Raw genomic sequence first — 18,847 nt, forward strand, 5'->3', positions numbered from 1 at the left:
TTTTGGATTCAAATTGATGAAGAGATAAAGTATGGATATTATTTACAAAGAAGAGTCATATAAGATAATTGGGATTTGCATGGAAGTCCATAATTTTTTCGGACATGGATTTTCTGAAATTGTTTATAAAGATGCTTTAGAAATAGAATTCAGAAAAGCTGGAATTTTTTACGAAAGAGAAAAGGAGTACGAGGTAGTATACAAAGGAATTGTTCTTCCTCATCGGTTTTATGCTGATTTTGTAATCGATGATAAAATTGTTTTAGAGGTAAAAGGCAAAAAAGAAATTGCAGACGCAGATATCGCTCAGGCAATCAATTATTTAAAGGTGTCTGAAAATAAATTATGACTAATTGTTGATTTTGGCGAATCAAAATTAAACTACAAAAGAATTATTTTGTAATCCGCAAATATTTAAAAATAGAAAATTCGTGCATTCGTGGCATTCAAATAAAGATATTCAACGATTCATCAATGCAAATCTCAATTCAGATCTGCATTCATTGCTATTAAAAAAATCCACTTTTCCTGAAGTTTCTATGCAGGAAATCGTTCAGCAAATTAAAGGAAAACAGGTCGCACAGAGAAAGTTTCCTTTTTTGTTAAAAGATGGAATAGTTTTCCCACCACAGCTTAATTTGGAGCAGTCTTCTTCTGAAAAAACGGCACTTTACAAATCACAGATTTTAAAAGGCAAGAAGTTCATTGATTTGACGAGCGGTTTTGGGATTGATGCTTATTATTTATCTAAAAATTTTGAGGAAGTTACATTGGTTGAACAAAACACGGAACTTTTAGAAATTGTGAAACACAATTGGACGGTTTTAGATAGAAAAGCAGAATTTGTCAATCAGAAATTAGAAGATTTTCTTACTGAAAATACAGAAAACTTTGACACAATTTATCTTGATCCCGCAAGAAGAGATCAGAATAAGAACAAAGTTTTCCTTCTTGAAGATTTATCACCAAATATTCTTGAAATTCAGGATCAACTGCTTGAAATTTCAGAAGAAGTAATTATAAAACTATCTCCTTTAATTGATTTAAAATATCTGATTTCAGTTTTAAAAAATGTTTCCAAGATTGAAATTATTGCCGTGAGAAATGATGTTAAAGAGATTGTGGTTTTTCTTTCTAAAAATTATTCAGGAGAAGTGATCTGCAATTGCGTAAACCTGGAAAGCGGTGAAAAAGATTTCAGTTTTGAGATAAATGCTGAAAAAAACACTGCCGCAACCTATTCTGAGCCTCAGAGATTTATTTATATTCCCAATAATACAATCCTGAAAGCAGGAATTTTTAATTTAATTTCTGAACATTTTAACTTAAATAAACTTCATCCGAATACCCATTTGTACACATCGGATGTTAAAATAAAAGATTTTCCCGGACGAATTTTAGAAATGGAAGTAATTGATTCAAAGCAAATTAAAAAGAAAGAACAGTTTAATCTGATTTCAAAAAACTATCCCTTAAAACCAGAAGATATTAAGAAAAAATACCAGCTAAAAGACGGCGGAGGTAGGTATCTTATTTTTACACAATCCAAAAAAGGAAAAATAATATTAAAATCAGTATAAAAATGTTGCCGAAAAATGCAAGATTTCTTACTTTTGGGCTGTAAAAAAATTATTGAATGAGCTTTTCATATTTTTTGAATGATGAAGTTCTTCAAAATACATTTTAAAATATAAATCTGTATATGAAAAAATTAATGTTAGGTTTGGCACTTGCAACTGCTGTAGTAAGCTGTAAAAAAATTCAGGCCGGAGGAAATAAAAATACTCTTAAACTTGAAGAAGGTGTTGAAAGATATTCTGATGATCATCAGGGAGGTGCAGAGGGTCACGGTCATGCTGCAGCACCTGCTCATCACGAAGCTGATACTGCAAAACACCACGCTGCTGAAGCCCCGAAAAAAGACAGTGCTACTGCTCCTAAGCCAGCAGAAACTCACGCACCAGCTGCTTCTCACTAATTTTAAGTAAGAAAACATATTTCAATATCCTGCAAAATGCAGGATATTTTTGTTGTATTAAACTGAAAAATTGTGGAATTTTTTTGTTCTTACGTTTCAATTTTCTACTTTTAGCAAAATAAAAATTTACAATGCAAGAGACTTTAAAATACATCAACGAAAACAAACTTCGTTACGTAGATGAGTTATTTGAATTACTTAGAATTCCCTCAATATCAGCAGACCCCGCTTACAAAGATGATGTTTTGAAATGCGCAGAAGTAGTAGCTTCTTTCCTCAAAACTGCAGGAGCAGATCAGGTGGAAATTTGTGAAACTACTGGCTATCCTATTGTTTATGGTGAAAAAATCATCAATGCAGACCTTCCAACGGTACTTGTTTACGGTCATTACGACGTGCAGCCAGCCGATCCGATTGAATTGTGGAGAAGACCTCCTTTCGATCCATATATTGAGAAGACAGACCTTCATCCCGACGGAGCGATTTTCGCAAGAGGTTCAGCCGATGATAAAGGACAGTTTTTTATGCATTTAAAAGCATTTGAAGCAATGATGCAAACAAATTCACTGCCTTGTAATGTGAAATTTATTTTGGAAGGTGAAGAAGAAATTGGTTCTGTAAGTTTAGGAACTTGGGTAAACGAAAACAAAGAAAAACTGTCTTGTGACTGTATTTTGATTTCAGATACACACATTTACAGTAACGAACAACCTACGGTTACCACAGGTTTGAGAGGATTGAGTTATGTAGAAGTAGAAGTGGAAGGTCCAAACAGAGATCTGCACTCCGGACTTTACGGTGGTGCAGTTCCAAACCCGATTCATGTGCTTTCAAGAATGATTGCTAAGTTAATTGATGATGACGGAAGAATTACCATCGATGGTTTTTATGATAACGTAGAAGCAGTTTCTGATGAAGAAAGAGCAGATATGAATAAGTTGAAAGACAATCCTGAGGAATTTAAAAAATCAATTGGTTTAAGCGGTGTTGAAGGTGAAAAAAGCTATACAACGTTAGAGAGAACTTCTATCCGTCCAACTTTAGATTGCAACGGAATTTGGGGCGGCTACACAGGTGAAGGCGCAAAAACTGTGATTCCTTCTAAAGCTTCTGCTAAAATATCTATGCGTCTGGTGCCTTATCAGACTCCGGAAGAGATTACTGAAAAGTTCACAAAATATTTCGAAAAAATTGCTCCTGATAATGTAAAAGTTAAAATAACACCTCACCACGGAGGAATGCCTTACGTCTTACCAACTGATACAAAAGAGTTTTCTGCAGCAAAATCTGCTATGGAAACAGCATTCGGTAAAGAAGTTTTACCATACAGAGGTGGCGGTAGTATCCCTATTACTGCAATGTTTGAGCAGGTTTTGGGTGCTAAATCTGTATTGATGGGCTTCGGTTTAGATTCTGATGCAATACATTCTCCAAACGAACATTACGGATTATTTAATTTCTATAAAGGAATCGAAAGTATACCATTGTTCTTTGAAAATTATGTGAAATAAGCACTGTTTTCTCTTTACAAAATTCAATCCTCGAGAAATTTCTTGAGGATTTTTTAAATTTTAACATAAATAATTTTTCTTTATAAAGTGATATTCATATATTTACGGGAATAAAAAAATTAGGTTTTATGAAAAAAGTTTTACTGACTGGATTTTTATCCACTTTTGCACTGGGTAGTGCGCAAATGAATTACAGTTTTGAGACTGCACAGGGTTTTACAGTAGGTCCTATCGCCGGGCAGGCTGGTTGGGGTGGTACTGCAGCCGCATATAATGGAGCAGTTACAGCTGAGCAAGCAAATCCTGGAACTCAGTCATTGAAGATTACTGGTAATAATGGAACGGTGCATTCTTCAGCAGGAGCTATTAGTCCAACAGTATCAACTACTGGTTCGATTGTGACGGTTTTGTTTAATGCATATTTTACTACATCTGCCACTGCTGGAGATGAGTGTGATTTCTATTTCTCACCCCAGTCTCCCACCCAGCAAACAATTAATGCGAGAATGAATTTTGATTTCCAGGGAAATATTAATGTTATTGATGCAGATCCTCTTGATCCATTGTCTATAGTATATGTAGATACAAATGCTAATTTCACCAGAGGTAACTGGAATACCTATAAAATTGAATTGGATTTTGTTAACAATGAAGCAAAATACTATCAAAATGGCACATTAATTCATACAGGTATTGTGGTTGGAGGTACTATGGTTGGTAATTTAGCTATAACAAATGACAATTATAATAGTGCTGCCTATTTCGATGGTATCCAAGTGTTAAGCGGAGTTTTGGGAACATCAGAAGCTGATGCAAAGAAAATTTCTTATAAATTATACCCAAATCCAACATCTGATTTTGCAATTATTGAATCAACAGATAAGATAAATTCTATTGAAGTTTTTGATTTTTCAGGTAAAAAGTTAGATGTCAAAGTAAATGAAAACAAAGTTGATTTACGTAATTTGGCAGCGGGAGTGTATTTGATTAATGTCACTACTCCAAAAGGAAGAATTTCTGATAGAATTATCAAAAAGTAACTACTGATAAATATTAGTGTCAATAAAACGCTCCATTCGGGGCGTTTTTCTTATTTTAGAGAAATTAAAAATTTTAAATAATGATTCAAAATAAAGTAGCTTACATCACAGGTGGAACCAAAGGAATTGGTTTGGGAATAGCTGAAATATTATTGAAAAATGGAGTTTCCGTAGCATTTTCTGGACGAAAAAAAGAAGATGTGGATAAAGCGGAGGAAGATTTAAAGAAAATATCAGACAACGTTTTGGGAATTGTTTCAAATGTGAGAAGTTTGAATGATGAAAATCAAGCTGTAAATTTAATTGTTGAGAAATTTGGCCAGCTGGATTTTGTAATTGCCAATGCAGGTCTGGGTGTTTTTAAACCCGTTGATGAATTAAGTTCAGAAGAATGGAATGCTATGATTGAAACCAATCTGACCGGAGTTTTTCATACTTTAAAAGCATCAGTTGCTGAATTAAAAAAGACAGAAGGATATTACATCACCATCTCAAGTTTGGCCGGAGCCAATTTCTTTGAAAAAGGAACGGGCTACAACGCTTCGAAGTTCGGGGTTGTTGGATTTACACAAGCTGCCATGATTGATTTAAGGAAATACAATATCAAATCTACAGTCATTATGCCGGGTTCTGTAGCGACAAATTTCAACGGAAACGTTCCTTCAGAGAAAGATGAATGGAAAATTCAACCGGAAGATATGGGCAATTTAGTACTCGATGTTTTAAAAATGAATCCAAGAGTTTTGCCGAGCAAGATAGAGTTTAGGGCATCAAAACCAAAGAGTTAAAAACTTATAATGCGTTGAATAATAATTAAATAAGTATTATGCATGCATAATATATTTTTTATTTATATTTACAACACTTAACAAACAAAATTGCTGATCTGATTTTTATTAGCTAAGCAAAAAGAAAAATATATTATAAATATGAAAATATTAGTTTGTATTAGTAGTGTTCCTGACACTACTTCTAAAATTAACTTTACAGCAGACAAATCTGCATTCGACAAAAACGGAATTCAGTGGGTAATCAACCCGTTGGATGAATTTGCTTTAACAAAAGCAATCAAATTACAGGAATCTCAGGGAGCAACTGTTACAGTGATCAACGTAGGTGATGCAGCAACAGAAGCAGTGATCAGAAAAGCTTTGGCTATTGGTGCAAACGATGGTGTAAGAGTAAATCTTGATCCAAAAGACAGTTATTCTACAGCTAAAGAAATCGCTTCTGTAGCTCAGAATGGTGGTTACGATTTAGTACTTTGCGGTAAAGAATCTATCGACTATAACGGTGGTTCTGTTCCGGGAATGGTAGCTCAGCTATTGAATCAACCTTTCGTAAATGCTTCAGTTGGTTTAGATGTAAACGGAAGCGAAGCAACTGCTGTAAGAGAAATTGAAGGTGGTAAAGAAACTATTTCTGTGAAATTACCTGCAGTAATCGCAGGTCAGAAAGGTTTGGTAGATGAAAAAGATTTGATCATTCCAAACATGAGAGGAATTATGTCAGCAAGAACAAAACCTTTGCAGGTAGTAGAGCCAACTTCTTCTGAGGTAAAAGTTCAGGGCGTTTCTTATGACTCAGTTCCGCCAAGAGCCGCTGTGAAAATCGTTTCTCCGGATAATTTAGATGAATTGGTAAGACTTCTTCACGAAGAAGCGAAAGTGATCTAATAAAGAGCCAAGTAAAAAGTAAAAAACTTCAAGTGAGAAAGAGTAAATATTTCGGTATTAATAAATATCAAATTTCAAACCTCAAATCTCAAATTTGAACACAAAACCTTAAACTTTAAACAAAATTAAAATGTCAGTATTCGTATACGCAGAAAATATAAACGGAGTTTACAAAAAAGCGGCTTTTGAGGCAGTTTCTTACGCAAAAGCAGTGGCTGATCAGGCAGGAACTACCGTGACGGCAATCTCTGTAAACCCAACAGATTCTTCAGATTTATTATATAAATATGGAGCAACAAACGTCATCAACATCAAAGACGAAGGTCTTAAAAATTTCTCAGCAAAAGCTTATGCTCAGGCAGTAAGTGAAGTTGCTGACGGAAATATCCTTGTTTTCCCTCACACAACAGATGCTTCTTCAGTGGCGCCAATGTTGGCTGTAATGAAAGATTATTCTTTAATTACCAACGTTTTGGAAGCTCCTGAAAGTCAGTCTCCGTTCCAGGTGAAGAGAAAAGCATTCTCAGGAAAAGGTTTCATGCATGCAAAAGCTGAAGGAGAAGGAGTTATTTTAACAGTTTCTCAAAACGCTTTTGGTGTTAAAGAAAATGCAGTTTCTGGTTCTGAAGAAGTGAAAAACCTTTCAGTTGTCAATGAAGATACGAAAGTGATTTCTCACGAACAAAGTTCAGGAAAATTAGACTTAAAAGAAGCTGAAATCGTGGTTTCTGCTGGTAGAGGACTAAAAGGGCCAGAAAACTGGGGGATGGTAGAAGATTTAGCTAATGTTTTAGGTGCTGCAACAGCCTGTTCAAAACCGGTTTCAGACATCGGATGGAGAGGTCACAACGAACACGTTGGGCAGACAGGTAAAGCTATTTCTCCGAATTTATACATTGCCATTGGTATTTCAGGAGCAATTCAGCATTTGGCTGGTGTAAACTCTTCTAAAACAATCGTTGTAATCAACAGTGATGCGGAGGCTCCGTTCTTCAAATCAGCTGATTATGGTGTTGTGGGAGATGCTTTCCAGATTATTCCTGCATTAACAGAGAAAATCAAAGCAATCAAAGGATAAGAAAGTGAATTGTGAATGGTTAATTCGCTTTGCTCGTCAATTTTTTAATTTTGATAATTCACTTGCTTAGCTAAATTCACAATTGATCATTCACTATTTTACATAAATACTATAAAAGCTCGGCTTCCGGGCTTTTATTTTTGTCTAAAAAGTAAAACCTACAATAAAAATTTAATTTATATTTGTAGCCATGGATTATAAACAGCTAATCATACGCGGAATATCGTACAGCCAGACTCAATCTGGAGCGTACGCTTTGTTATTGGAACATGAAGAGACAAACGTGAAACTGCCCGTTGTTATTGGGAATTTCGAAGCACAATCCATTTCTTTAGGCTTAGAAAAAGACATTCATCCTCCACGTCCGCTTACCCACGATTTATTCACAAAATTTATTGTTTCTACGAATTATAAACTGGTTTCTGTAATCATTTATCAGATCGTAGACGGTGTATTTTTTTCAAATATAAATTTTAAAAATTCAGAAACTGAAGAGGAATTGATTCTGGATGCAAGAACTTCAGATGCCGTTGCGATGGCTGTAAGATTTGACGCACCCATTTTCACAACGCAACAGGTTCTAAACGAAGCCGGAATTTTGCTTGAACTGGAAGAAGTTGCCAAAGAAGATGAAGTTTTTTCTGAAACCGGAGCTTCCGAAGACAGTTTAACATCAATTTCGATGGAAGAATTGCAGAAGTTGCTCGAAGACGCCGTGAAAGAAGAAGATTTTGATACAGCTCTTGAAATTCAGGAGGAAATAAAAAGAAGAAAAAAGAAAATAGATTAAGAATTTTTACATAAAAGATGAATTTAAAATTACGTTTGACCATCCTCAGCTTTCTACAGTTCGGGGTTTGGGGAGCCTATCTTACTTCCATGGGAAATTATCTTGGTTCGGTAGGGTTGGGTTCAAAAATTGGACTTTTCTACGCAATGCAGGGAATTGTTTCGATTTTCATGCCTGCTATTATGGGGATTATTGCAGACCGTTGGATTCAGGCACAGAAACTTCTTGGGATTTGCCACTTTCTTGCCGCAGCATTCTTAATCTGGGCAGGTTATTACGGGATGTCAGCAGGTGAAAATGTTGAATTTTCCAAGCTTTTCCTTCTGTACAGCTTAAGTGTTGCTTTCTACATGCCAACTATTGCATTATCAAATTCAGTGGCTTACACGGTTTTGGTTAATAATAATTTTGATACCATTAAAGCATTTCCGCCCATTCGTACGTTAGGTACGGTAGGGTTTATTGTTGCAATGCTTTTCGTAAACTTTGCAGGAATTAAGGATGGAAGTTTCCAGTTTAATTTCTCAAATCAATCAGGTTTTCCGAGTTTTCAGAATAATTACAGCCAATTCTTTGTTTCTGGTGTTTTAGGAATTATTCTTTTCATTTATTCATTTACTTTACCGAAATGTGAAATTAATAAAAATGATGAAAAACGAACTTTATCTGATGCATTAGGTTTAAAAGCTTTTGCTTTATTTAAAGAGAAAAAGATGGCGATTTTCTTCATCTTCTCAATGTTTTTGGGCGTTTCACTACAGATTACCAACGGATATGCAAATCCTTTTATTACCAGTTTTAAAGAAATTCCCGAATTTGCCAATACCTGGGGTTCAAACAACGCAAATGCATTGATTTCGTTATCACAGGTTTCAGAAACACTTTGTATTTTATTGATTCCATTCTTTTTAAAACGATACGGAATCAAAAAAGTAATGCTGATGGCGATGTTTGCATGGGTTTTAAGATTCGGATTATTCGCAACAGGAAATCCTGGTGGCGGAGTTTGGATGTTCGTTCTTTCAATGATTGTCTATGGTATTGCATTCGATTTCTTCAATGTTTCAGGTTCATTATTCGTTGATAAAGAAACCGACAAAAGCATTCGTTCAAGCGCACAGGGAGTTTTCATGATGATGACGAATGGTTTCGGAGCAACAATCGGAATGTTGGGAGCTCAGGAAGTGGTAAATCACTACGTTTTCTCGCAAACTGATCCGGCACTGCAACTTGCAGGATGGCAGACTTCATGGTATATTTTTGCCGGCTATGCCTTGTTGGTGACGATTGCTTTCGCTATTGTTTTTAAACATAAACACGATCCAAATCAATTAAAAGAAGTAAAACACTAGATTTATTTCCATGATTAAAGAAATATTACATTGCACTTTTGAATAAAAAGTGCAATTTTTTTTATTTTTAAGGCAACCATTTTCAAAAACCTGTGTCTTTTACATAGAAACTAATTAATGAAGAATTTAGAAGAGAATTTTAAACTCGCCAAAAAGCAGGATCGGAAAGCTCAAAAAGCGCTTTACGATTTGTTTTCAGCTAAAATGCTGGCGGTTGCGAATTCTTACACTAATAATATTCATGATGCGGAAGATGTTTTGATGAATGCTTTTCTGAAATGTTTCAATAAAATTAATGACTGCAAAGAGTGGAAGAGTTTTCCGTTTTGGTTGAGGAAAATTGTAGTAAATGATTCAATAACTTTTATCAGGAAAAATAAAAATATTCTGTATTCAGATATTGAAGTTGCTGATGATTATTTCGAAGAGGATTCAGATGAAAATCTTTATAAAATCAATATCGAAGAGATTTTTTCTCAAATGCCGACGGGTTACCGATTGATCTTTAATCTTTATGTATTTGAAGACAAAAAACATCAGGAAATTGCTGAAATTCTGAATATCTCAGAAGGAACCAGCAAAAGCCAGCTCAGCAAAGCCAAAAAATGGATTGCAGATTATTTAAAAGTAAAAGAAAATGGACAAAAACATACTGAAACAGTTAAAAACTGATTACGAAGACCTCGAAATAAAGCCTTCTGTCAATCTTTGGAATCAGATTGAAGATGAATTAGAAAAAGGTTCTGAAACTGTACAAAAACCACTTTTTCATTGGTGGAAATATTCTGCGATGATTGCTCTTTTGATTTCTGTAGGAGGCTTATTTTATTTTAATTCTGATAAAAGTTCAAGGTTTAGAGAAACAGTTGCTGTAAAAGAACTAACCCACAAAAACACGAAAGGTAGTGAACAATTAAAGATTATTGATGAGGATGAAATTGATTTCATTATTAAAGAAAATCCAAAACCTCTAAAACAGCAATCATTAACGAAATCATCAACCTCAATTAAAACCAAAGAAGCAAAAATTAAAGGTGATATTTCGATTTCTAAACAGAATGAACCTCAGGAAATTTTTGGAGCTTCAAAAGTTATAGCCGGTGTAAATGAAAATCAAAATTTGAAAAAAGAGGTTGCTGAAAAAAAGAAAACATCATACATCAGCGCCGATGATTTGCTTTTAGGAAGAGAATTCGACAGAACCAGACAAGAAGCGAATAACAGTAAACAATTTGGTGTTTTAGATGCTTCAAAAATAAAAATCAGACGTCCGCATTCTCTCAAGATTTTTGGTGTTAAAGTCTTTTCCGACTCTACATCCGCTGAATAATTCCATTAAAATAAACAAAAAACTGAGCTGAAAACTGTTTGAAAAATTGAACAGTATTTTAAAATTATGCTTTAAAATTTCTAAACATGAAAAATAAAATCATCGTATTTTGTGCACTATTTTCTTCATTATTTGCCTTTGGCCAGAATCAAAAAAATATTCATACTGAAATGGATGGATATACCAAAAAAATCGACAGTATTATTATTTCTGAAAAAGCAAAGATGAATATTGAACTTGATAAGCTTGATCAGGAATTCAAAGGAAAAGCTGCGGCAGAAGAAAAGCAAAAAAAGAGAACTGAAATTGCTGAAAAATATCAAAATATTCTCAATGATAAAATCGAAAGCGAAAAAGGTATTCTGGAAGATTCTACAAAAGAAATGGTAAAAAATATTGTACTGAATCCTGATAAAAGATACAGTCTTACCGTAGATCCTCAAAATGGATTATTGGGGTTTCTCAACAAAAGAGTAAAGCTTCCTAAAGATTATTTACACTCAGTAAGGCTTACGGGAAGTTTTGTATTTTCTTCACTTACTTCAGGTGATAAGCCATTTGGATATTTTAATAAAGAGTCTGACGTAAAGCGTTCAAGTAAAAATCTATCAGCATACACAACTTTGAGATATGAAAATCAGCTTGGGAATTTTACAAGCCCACTTTTTTACCGTACAGGTTTAGGCTATCGGATCGACTATTTTACTCCTGAGAATGATAAAGTATTTGCTCAGGATGGTAAAAATCTCTTCTTGCAGGATTTTACAAAAGGATATTTAAAAAGAACTCTCATTTATAATTCATACATCACAATTCCTTTAGAGTTGAGATGGGTTCTAAATCCCAAATTTACAGAATATGAAGGTGTAAAATACATTGACAACACAAAAACACAGTTTTATTTAACAGGTGGTTTCTATGGAGGAGTGAGAGCAGGAAGTACAATTTATAACAAATATTCTACAGACTACACAAAAAAAATAGTGGAAAGAGAACGAGTGATGGTTGGTGTAAATAATTTTACAGCAGGCGCAAAAATTGGTGTTGGATATGGTGGTGTAGCATTATTTATTCAAAAAGATTTTACTCCAACTTTTACCAGTGAAGCACTTATAAACAACAAATATGGACTTCATATCGGTTTAGAGTTTGTTAGTATTAATTTTTAATAATTCATAATAATTAAGTTAATGTTAAATAATAGATAATTTTTGTTTAATAATTTTATTTAAACAATATTATAAATTTCAATTATTTGATTTTAAAACATACTTACAAAAAGTATGTTTTTTTTTGTACTTTGGCATTCTAAGATTAATGATACATCTTACAATTATTAATGAAAAACTTACAGCTTTTAGGATTGATTTTAGTGGTTGTCGGAAGCTTTCTTCCACTCGTTCATGTTCCTATCATCGGAAACTGGAACTATTGGCAACTCGATCATTTTCTGGCAATTTTCTGCTGGATATTCTCTGCCTGTGCACTTTTCGGAATTGTAAACAACAGAGGAAAACTTGTGAATACATTCGCTGTTTTTCTGCTGATTCTTTTTGTATTCACTTTATTTGCCATAAAATATCAGGCTTCGAGCTACTTCAGTTTTCTGCCATTTAAATCATGGACAAAAGCTTTAGCTGGAACTGTGAAATTACAATGGGGCTGGGCAGTTGAGTTTTTAGGAGCTTTGATAATGTTATTTACAAAAAGAGCCAGGTAAAAAGTAAAAAGAGCCAAGGGTAAGAGATCAAAACACTAAGTTTTTAGGAAATTATGATCAATTGTGTAGAAAAATTAAAAATTAAAATTAAAGAAAATATGAAAGAAGTATTCATCGTTTCCGCAGTAAGAACTCCAATGGGAAGTTTTATGGGAAGTTTATCTACAGTTCCGGCAACAAAACTGGGAGCTGCTGCAGTAAAAGGAGCATTAGACAAAATTAATCTTGACCCGAAAAATGTTCAGGAAATCTACATGGGGAATGTTCTTCAGGCAGGTGAAGGTCAGGCTCCGGCAAGACAAGTTGCTTTGGGTGCAGGACTTTCAAACGAAACGCCTTCAACGACCATCAACAAAGTTTGTGCTTCAGGAATGAAGGCTGTGACAATGGCTGCACAAGCCATCAAAGCTGGTGATGCAGACGTTATCGTTGCAGGTGGGATGGAAAATATGTCAATGGTTCCTCATTATTATAATGCAAGAAACGCCACCAAATTAGGCGACGTAAAAATGCAGGACGGAATGGTGCTTGACGGACTTACAGACGTTTACAACAAAGTACACATGGGTGTTTGCGCAGAAAAATGTGCTACAGATTACAGTTTTTCAAGGGAAGATCAGGATAATTTTGCCATTGAATCTTACAAAAGATCAGCAAAAGCATGGAGCGAAGGAAAATTTGCTGAAGAAGTTGTTCCCGTATCGATTCCTCAGAGAAAAGGAGATCCGGTAATTTTCGCTGAAGATGAAGAATACAAAGCGGTAAATTTCGACAGAATGCCAACACTTCCAACCGTTTTTAAAAAAGAAGAAGGAACAGTTACGGCAGCTAACGCATCTACATTAAATGATGGTGCCTCAGCTTTGATCCTTGTTTCAAAAGAGAAAATGGAAGAATTAGGCTTGAAACCTTTAGCTAAAATCATTTCGTATGCAGACGCTGCTCACGAGCCTGAAAACTTCACAACAGCGCCTTCAAAAGCCTTACCGATCGCTCTTAAAAAGGCAGGTTTGGAAGTTTCAGATATTGATTTCTTTGAATTTAACGAAGCATTTTCTGTAGTTTGTTTGGCAAACAATAAAATCTTAGGATTGGATGCTGCCAAAGTTAACGTAAATGGTGGAGCAGTGGCTTTAGGTCATCCACTTGGAAGTTCTGGTTCAAGAATTATCGTTACTTTGATTAATGTTTTAAAGCAAAATAACGGTAAATACGGTGCTGCAGCAATCTGTAACGGAGGTGGCGGAGCTTCTGCAATCGTTATTGAAAATATGTAAGACTTATGAAATTTAAACTAGGTATCATTATTTTTTTGATTGGTTTTTTAGTCACTCTCTTAGGTGCGTGGCTAAAAATCACTCACATTACTTTGGGGCCTCTCAACGGAAATATAGGTCTAACAATCGGTACAATCGTTCAGGTTGGTGGGATTTTAGTGCTGATAGCTCAGATATTGATTAGCAGAAAAAGTTAGAATTTCTTTAAAAAATAGATTTTCAGACATAAATTTTAAAAACCAAAAGCATTCGTGTTTTTGGTTTTTTTATTTTTAAATCCTACTGTAATTTTAACAAATCAATAAAATTCCATCTTATAAAAATAAAAACTGCCGAATGTTCAGCGGTTTTTCTATTTTTGTGCAACTAATTAGTTTGAAAATGTCTGAAACTGAAATTCAACCGACTCAAAATATAAAGAATAACCCGAAAATCATGAAGGCGTGGGCAGTTTACGACTGGGCAAATTCTGTTTATTCTCTGGTCATTACTTCCGCGATTTTCCCGATTTACTATACGATTTTAACGACAGCCTACAACAAAAAAGAGTTTGTAGCCGAAGCTGGTGAAGTGCAGGAAATTCCGGTGCGTCACATGCTTAAAATCTTTGGTGATGGTTATGAGCCGGAAGCGGTTTTAAGTTTTTCTTATGCGATTTCGTTCTTTTTAGTCGTGATTTTATCACCATTTTTATCATCACTGGCAGATACCATTGGAAACAAAAAATCTTTCCTCCAGTTTTTCTGCTATCTGGGAGCAACCTCGTGTATGGGATTGGCGATGTTTACAGGGATGGAAAATGTCTTTTTAGGATTACTTTTCAGCATCACTGCAAGTGTTGGTTTTTGGGGTAGTTTGGTATTTTACAATTCATTTTTGCCGGATATCGCCACGCCCGAAAAGCAGGATTCACTCTCTGCAAAAGGATATATTTACGGTTATATCGGTTCTGTAGTTTTATTGATTATCTGTTTGGTTTTAATTCAGGTGGTTGCAAAAGGTCCGGAGCAGGCTAAAATTTATATCAGAGTGAGTTTTCTCTTGACAGGTGCCTGGTGGTTTGGTTTTTCACAATATACTTTCAAACATTTGCCGCAATTTGGCGATGTGAAAGAGAAACTTCCGAAAGATTTGGTTTTATTAAATTATAAAAATATCTTCAAAAGACACGAAGAGCAAGGTGGATTTTTTGAGGTTTTAAAAGATAATATTAGCTTTTATAAAGATGTTGCGAAAGAGAGTTTCAGAGAATTATTCCGTGTGGGAAATAAGCTTTTTAAAGACAGAGCACTGAAGTTTTTCCTCTCAAGTTTCTTCTTTTACAGCGTAGGAATGCAGACTATTTTCCTCATGGCGGTTCCGTTCGGAAGTACGGTGATTTTTCCGAAGGAAGTTGACAAGTATAAATTAATCATCACAATTCTGGTGATTCAGATTATCGCGATTTTCGGAGCATTTTTATTCTCAAGATTATCCAAAAAAATTGGAAATAAAAACGTCATCACCATTGCAGTGATCATCTGGATTGGATGTTGTCTTTCGGCATACTCTTTAAACAAAGAAAACCCAAATGTGCAGTTGCAGTTTTACGGTTTGGCAGGTCTAATTGGTTTGGTAATGGGTGGTCTTCAGGCAATGTCAAGGTCAACGTATTCTAAACTTTTACCTGAAAATTCAATGGAAAACACAACCTATTTCAGCTTTTATGATGTATTGGAAAAACTGGCAATCATTTGTGGAATGCTAATCTTCAGTGTGTTTATCCAGAAGTTTCACAACATGCAGTACGCATTTATTTCGATGTCGGCATTTTTTGCTACAGGAGCGATTCTGATCAGATTCTTAAAAACCAAGATATAAGTTCTGAAATGGCTTAAAATTTGTTAATATTCAGCAGAATTGTAGTAACTTTGCATAAAGATTTTAACACAGAATGACGAACCCTTTATTTTACGCTAAAATTATCCTTTTCGGAGAGTACGGAATGATAGAAGACTCACAAGGTCTTGTAGTTCCTTACAGCTTTTATAAAGGCACATTGAAGTTTTCAGATTCTGAATCAGAGTTTGAGAAGAAATCTAATTTTCATTTACAGAAATACGCAGATTATCTGCAGAATTTAGCTCTTCCCGAGCAGTTCAGATTGGATATCAGCCGCTTTAAGGAAGATATTTCAAACGGACTTTTCTTTGATTCAAATATTCCTCAAGGTTACGGAGTAGGAAGTTCAGGTGCGTTGGTTGCCGCTATTTTCGAAAAGTATTGCTTTACTAAACACAATCCTGACAGCATTTCTAAAGATGATTTAAAAAATATCAAAGCTATTTTTGGCGAAATGGAAAGCTATTTCCACGGAAAAAGTTCTGGCATGGATCCCTTGATCTGCTACATGAACCTTCCGATTCTTATAGAAAATAAAGAAAATTTAGGCAAAGTTGCCATTCCAAAAGGAGAAGAAGGAAAAGGCGCAATTTTCCTGATTGATTCAGGAATTACTGGCGAAACCGGACCAATGATTCAGATTTTCTTCGAAAAAATGAAAACTGAAGGTTTCCGTAAAACTTTGAAAGAAGAGTTTATCAGATACAACAATGCCTGCATCGATTCTTTTCTTAAAAAAGATATGAATCCTTTCTTCAGAAACCTGAAAAAGCTTTCTCACTGGGCTTATGAACATTTCCGTCCGATGATTCCGGAAAGTATTTTCAACATCTGGAAAAAGGGTCTTGATTCTAATGCTTATTACCTTAAACTTTGCGGAAGCGGAGGTGGAGGTTACATTTTAGGCTTCACAAAAGACTACGAAAAAGCAGAAAAAATGCTTGATGGCTTCGATAAAGAAGTGATTTACAGATTCTAAAATTTTTTCAGGAATGAGTTCTGAAAAAAGTAATCCCATACCATTAAATCCTCCGGTAAAATCTTTGTTTTACAGACTTTCGCAGTTCGTGGGATTTTTATTGGGAGCGCGTTTTTTTGTCGCCATTCTGCTTACTTTTGCACTTTACGTTTCTACATTTTTCCTGTTTAATCAGGACGAAAATTTCAGCAGTTTTGTATTCGATTTTAAAGTACACGGGATTATTTTCTGTACAGTTCTCACGATTTTAGCTGGAGGCATTATCAATCAGTTTTACGATGTGGAAAAAGATCATGTTGTAAAGCCTTTCAGAAGCAGGATTCAGAGCTTTTTGAAGCAAAAATATTTTCTTTACATTTATCTTTTTCTTTCGATTATTTCCTTGGGAATCGCAGCTTTTATCTCTTACCGAGTTTTGCTGTTTTTTATATTTTATCAGTTTGTCATGTGGTATTATAGCCATAAACTGAGCAGAATTTTGATTGTCAACAACCTCACTTTTGTAGCATTGACGCTTTATCCTTTCTTTGGAATGATGGTTTATTACCAAACGTTTTCGAAAAAAGTTTTACTGATGGCCATTTTTCTGTTTTTAATTTTACTCATTATTGATATTGTAAAAGATACACTGACGAGAAAAGTGGATGAAGTTTTCGGTTACATCACAATTCCGAACTTCTTTTCAAAAAAAATAACGTCTGCAATTATTATTTCACTTATCATTATAACAATGCTCGTTTCGGCGAAAATCGTTGATAAAAGCGGACTTACAGGCTTTATGGCATATTATTTTGCCGCAGGTCTGTTTGTTTTTATTACCTGTATTTTTTTGCTGATCAATTCTACGAGACGAAACAAATTCATTACTCTGAATATTCTTAGGTTTTGGGTCTTTATCGGTATTATTTCAATGTTGCTGAATGGAATTTATGGTAAAATCTAAAATATAGTTTTACCAGCATTAATGATTTGTTTACATTTGCAAAAATCTAATCTAACTTAAATAATGTCCATTTTTAACGACACTAAAGTTGCATTTGCTGATAAAAGCGATGCGCAGTTAAGAAAAGCGTACTGGATGTTCAAAATGATTGAGCAGCCTGCCCTTACAAGCCTTGGAACTTCAGTTCTTAATTTCACTGTTCATAATAATTTTCCTTTCGTAAAAAGTGTTGTTAAAAGAACACTTTTCGAGCAGTTTTGCGGTGGCGAAACGCGTGAAGAAAGCATGAAAGCGGTAAAGCAGCTTTTTAAAAGAGGCGTTGGGAGTATTTTCGATTACTCAATTGAGGGTAAGGAAGATGAAGCAACTTTCGATGCTGTATGTCAGGAGATTAAAGATATTATTAAATTTTCTGTAGGAAATCCTGCCATTCCTTTCATCGTTTTTAAACCGACTGCATTCGGACGAATTGATCTGTATGAAGCTGTTGGAAATGGTTCTGAACTTACTTCAAGCCAGAAAGAAGAATGGGCAAGAGTGGTTAAAAGATTCGATGAAGTGTGCAAACTTTGCCATGAACACAGCAAAAAAGTGATGGTAGACGCCGAAGAAACCTGGATGCAGGATGCGGCAGATCAGCTTTGCGAAGAAATGATGGAGAAATACAATCAGGAAAAACCAATTGTCTGGAACACGATCCAAATGTACAGAACAGGTCGTATTGAATATATGGAACAGAATCTTAAGCATGCAAAAGAGCGCAATTATTTCATTGGTTATAAAATCGTTCGTGGTGCTTACATGGAAAAAGAACGTGCGAGAGCTGTAGAAAAAGGTTATGCAGATCCGATTCAGCCAACCAAAGATGCTTCAGATAAAAATTACAATGCAGGAATTGATTTTGTAATGCAGAATTTAGATAAAGTTTCAGCATTTTTCGGAACTCACAATGAGGTTTCTTCAGAATTGGTAATGGATAAAATGAAGGCAGCAGGTCTTCCAAACGACCATCCAAACATCTATTTTGGGCAACTTTACGGGATGAGCGATAACATTAGTTTTTTCCTGTCTGATAAGGGTTATAATGTTGCTAAATATTTGCCATATGGACCTGTGAAAGATGTTGTTCCGTATCTGACAAGAAGAGCGAGAGAAAACACTTCTGTTGCCGGACAAACCGGAAGAGAATTGGGTTTAATTAAAAAAGAACTGGACAGAAGAAATAAATAATTTTTTCTAAAAAATATTAATAGCTCGGTCGCAAAGACTGAGCTTTTTTCGTTTCTATATTT

At 34.8% G+C, this 18,847-nt stretch carries 19 protein-coding genes; all 19 read left to right on the forward strand.

What is annotated here, in order from left to right:
• The first annotated feature begins 31 nt into the window (after window positions 1-31).
• Window positions 32-349, forward strand: a complete 318-nt coding sequence (locus tag AC2A1G_RS15045) for a GxxExxY protein (protein ID WP_484047729.1) — start codon at window positions 32-34, stop codon at window positions 347-349.
• 154 nt (window positions 350-503) lie between these two features.
• Window positions 504-1,580, forward strand: coding sequence for a class I SAM-dependent methyltransferase (locus tag AC2A1G_RS15050; RefSeq protein ID WP_484047730.1), 1,077 nt, complete (start codon window positions 504-506; stop codon window positions 1,578-1,580).
• A 122-nt stretch (window positions 1,581-1,702) separates the two neighbouring features.
• Window positions 1,703-1,978, forward strand: a complete 276-nt coding sequence (locus AC2A1G_RS15055) for a hypothetical protein (RefSeq protein WP_484047731.1) — start codon at window positions 1,703-1,705, stop codon at window positions 1,976-1,978.
• A 131-nt stretch (window positions 1,979-2,109) separates the two neighbouring features.
• Window positions 2,110-3,489, forward strand: a complete 1,380-nt coding sequence (locus AC2A1G_RS15060; RefSeq protein WP_484047732.1) for a dipeptidase — start codon at window positions 2,110-2,112, stop codon at window positions 3,487-3,489.
• 128 nt (window positions 3,490-3,617) lie between these two features.
• The gene (locus AC2A1G_RS15065) at window positions 3,618-4,529 is read left to right on the forward strand and encodes a T9SS type A sorting domain-containing protein (RefSeq protein WP_484047733.1); all 912 of its coding nucleotides are present in this window, start codon (window positions 3,618-3,620) and stop codon (window positions 4,527-4,529) included.
• An 80-nt stretch (window positions 4,530-4,609) separates the two neighbouring features.
• Window positions 4,610-5,317: an SDR family oxidoreductase gene (locus AC2A1G_RS15070; RefSeq protein WP_484047734.1), complete on the forward strand. Its 708-nt coding sequence runs from the start codon at window positions 4,610-4,612 to the stop codon at window positions 5,315-5,317.
• Window positions 5,318-5,458: 141 nt separating this feature from the next.
• Window positions 5,459-6,205: an electron transfer flavoprotein subunit beta/FixA family protein gene (locus AC2A1G_RS15075; protein ID WP_484047735.1), complete on the forward strand. Its 747-nt coding sequence runs from the start codon at window positions 5,459-5,461 to the stop codon at window positions 6,203-6,205.
• 130 nt (window positions 6,206-6,335) lie between these two features.
• Window positions 6,336-7,283, forward strand: coding sequence for an electron transfer flavoprotein subunit alpha/FixB family protein (locus tag AC2A1G_RS15080; RefSeq protein WP_484047736.1), 948 nt, complete (start codon window positions 6,336-6,338; stop codon window positions 7,281-7,283).
• A 190-nt stretch (window positions 7,284-7,473) separates the two neighbouring features.
• Window positions 7,474-8,073, forward strand: coding sequence for a bifunctional nuclease family protein (locus AC2A1G_RS15085; RefSeq protein ID WP_484047737.1), 600 nt, complete (start codon window positions 7,474-7,476; stop codon window positions 8,071-8,073).
• A 17-nt stretch (window positions 8,074-8,090) separates the two neighbouring features.
• Window positions 8,091-9,425, forward strand: coding sequence for an MFS transporter (locus AC2A1G_RS15090; RefSeq protein ID WP_484047738.1), 1,335 nt, complete (start codon window positions 8,091-8,093; stop codon window positions 9,423-9,425).
• Window positions 9,426-9,542: 117 nt separating this feature from the next.
• Complete coding sequence (locus tag AC2A1G_RS15095) at window positions 9,543-10,097, forward strand: RNA polymerase sigma factor (protein ID WP_484047739.1); 555 nt, start codon at window positions 9,543-9,545, stop codon at window positions 10,095-10,097.
• The gene (locus AC2A1G_RS15100; RefSeq protein ID WP_484047740.1) at window positions 10,063-10,755 is read left to right on the forward strand and encodes a hypothetical protein; all 693 of its coding nucleotides are present in this window, start codon (window positions 10,063-10,065) and stop codon (window positions 10,753-10,755) included. Before AC2A1G_RS15095 ends, AC2A1G_RS15100 begins: the two co-directional genes overlap by 35 nt.
• A gap of 86 nt (window positions 10,756-10,841) precedes the next feature.
• Window positions 10,842-11,924: a hypothetical protein gene (locus AC2A1G_RS15105; protein ID WP_484047741.1), complete on the forward strand. Its 1,083-nt coding sequence runs from the start codon at window positions 10,842-10,844 to the stop codon at window positions 11,922-11,924.
• Between the two features lie 170 nt (window positions 11,925-12,094).
• A complete protein-coding gene (locus AC2A1G_RS15110; RefSeq protein WP_484047742.1) occupies window positions 12,095-12,475 on the forward strand; it encodes a hypothetical protein in 381 nt (126 codons plus the stop codon).
• 98 nt (window positions 12,476-12,573) lie between these two features.
• The gene (locus tag AC2A1G_RS15115) at window positions 12,574-13,752 is read left to right on the forward strand and encodes an acetyl-CoA C-acyltransferase (protein ID WP_484047743.1); all 1,179 of its coding nucleotides are present in this window, start codon (window positions 12,574-12,576) and stop codon (window positions 13,750-13,752) included.
• A gap of 381 nt (window positions 13,753-14,133) precedes the next feature.
• Window positions 14,134-15,612 (forward strand): MFS transporter, encoded by a 1,479-nt coding sequence (locus tag AC2A1G_RS15120; protein WP_484047744.1) that lies wholly within the window; start codon window positions 14,134-14,136, stop codon window positions 15,610-15,612.
• Between the two features lie 73 nt (window positions 15,613-15,685).
• The gene (locus AC2A1G_RS15125; RefSeq protein WP_484047745.1) at window positions 15,686-16,612 is read left to right on the forward strand and encodes a mevalonate kinase family protein; all 927 of its coding nucleotides are present in this window, start codon (window positions 15,686-15,688) and stop codon (window positions 16,610-16,612) included.
• 13 nt (window positions 16,613-16,625) lie between these two features.
• Entirely contained in the window at window positions 16,626-17,555 is a 930-nt protein-coding gene (locus tag AC2A1G_RS15130; protein ID WP_484047746.1) for a UbiA family prenyltransferase, read from the forward strand.
• A 63-nt stretch (window positions 17,556-17,618) separates the two neighbouring features.
• The gene (locus tag AC2A1G_RS15135; protein WP_484047747.1) at window positions 17,619-18,785 is read left to right on the forward strand and encodes a proline dehydrogenase family protein; all 1,167 of its coding nucleotides are present in this window, start codon (window positions 17,619-17,621) and stop codon (window positions 18,783-18,785) included.
• Window positions 18,786-18,847: the final 62 nt, after the last annotated feature.

This window comes from Chryseobacterium sp. HNCC26DJ240 (assembly GCF_057180485.1).

Excerpts from the sequence above, each read along its gene's own strand:
- AC2A1G_RS15105 (WP_484047741.1), top strand. The coding sequence starts at position 10,842 with ATGAAAAATAAAATCATCGTATTTTGTGCACTATTTTCTTCATTATTT.
- AC2A1G_RS15085 (WP_484047737.1), top strand. The coding sequence starts at position 7,474 with ATGGATTATAAACAGCTAATCATACGCGGAATATCGTACAGCCAGACT.
- AC2A1G_RS15045 (WP_484047729.1), top strand. The coding sequence starts at position 32 with ATGGATATTATTTACAAAGAAGAGTCATATAAGATAATTGGGATTTGC.
- AC2A1G_RS15065 (WP_484047733.1), top strand. The coding sequence starts at position 3,618 with ATGAAAAAAGTTTTACTGACTGGATTTTTATCCACTTTTGCACTGGGT.
- AC2A1G_RS15060 (WP_484047732.1), top strand. The coding sequence starts at position 2,110 with ATGCAAGAGACTTTAAAATACATCAACGAAAACAAACTTCGTTACGTA.
- AC2A1G_RS15125 (WP_484047745.1), top strand. The coding sequence starts at position 15,686 with ATGACGAACCCTTTATTTTACGCTAAAATTATCCTTTTCGGAGAGTAC.
- AC2A1G_RS15130 (WP_484047746.1), top strand. The coding sequence starts at position 16,626 with ATGAGTTCTGAAAAAAGTAATCCCATACCATTAAATCCTCCGGTAAAA.
- AC2A1G_RS15090 (WP_484047738.1), top strand. The coding sequence starts at position 8,091 with ATGAATTTAAAATTACGTTTGACCATCCTCAGCTTTCTACAGTTCGGG.
- AC2A1G_RS15075 (WP_484047735.1), top strand. The coding sequence starts at position 5,459 with ATGAAAATATTAGTTTGTATTAGTAGTGTTCCTGACACTACTTCTAAA.
- AC2A1G_RS15135 (WP_484047747.1), top strand. The coding sequence starts at position 17,619 with ATGTCCATTTTTAACGACACTAAAGTTGCATTTGCTGATAAAAGCGAT.
- AC2A1G_RS15095 (WP_484047739.1), top strand. The coding sequence starts at position 9,543 with ATGAAGAATTTAGAAGAGAATTTTAAACTCGCCAAAAAGCAGGATCGG.
- AC2A1G_RS15120 (WP_484047744.1), top strand. The coding sequence starts at position 14,134 with ATGTCTGAAACTGAAATTCAACCGACTCAAAATATAAAGAATAACCCG.
- AC2A1G_RS15055 (WP_484047731.1), top strand. The coding sequence starts at position 1,703 with ATGAAAAAATTAATGTTAGGTTTGGCACTTGCAACTGCTGTAGTAAGC.
- AC2A1G_RS15110 (WP_484047742.1), top strand. The coding sequence starts at position 12,095 with ATGAAAAACTTACAGCTTTTAGGATTGATTTTAGTGGTTGTCGGAAGC.
- AC2A1G_RS15080 (WP_484047736.1), top strand. The coding sequence starts at position 6,336 with ATGTCAGTATTCGTATACGCAGAAAATATAAACGGAGTTTACAAAAAA.
- AC2A1G_RS15115 (WP_484047743.1), top strand. The coding sequence starts at position 12,574 with ATGAAAGAAGTATTCATCGTTTCCGCAGTAAGAACTCCAATGGGAAGT.
- AC2A1G_RS15070 (WP_484047734.1), top strand. The coding sequence starts at position 4,610 with ATGATTCAAAATAAAGTAGCTTACATCACAGGTGGAACCAAAGGAATT.
- AC2A1G_RS15100 (WP_484047740.1), top strand. The coding sequence starts at position 10,063 with ATGGACAAAAACATACTGAAACAGTTAAAAACTGATTACGAAGACCTC.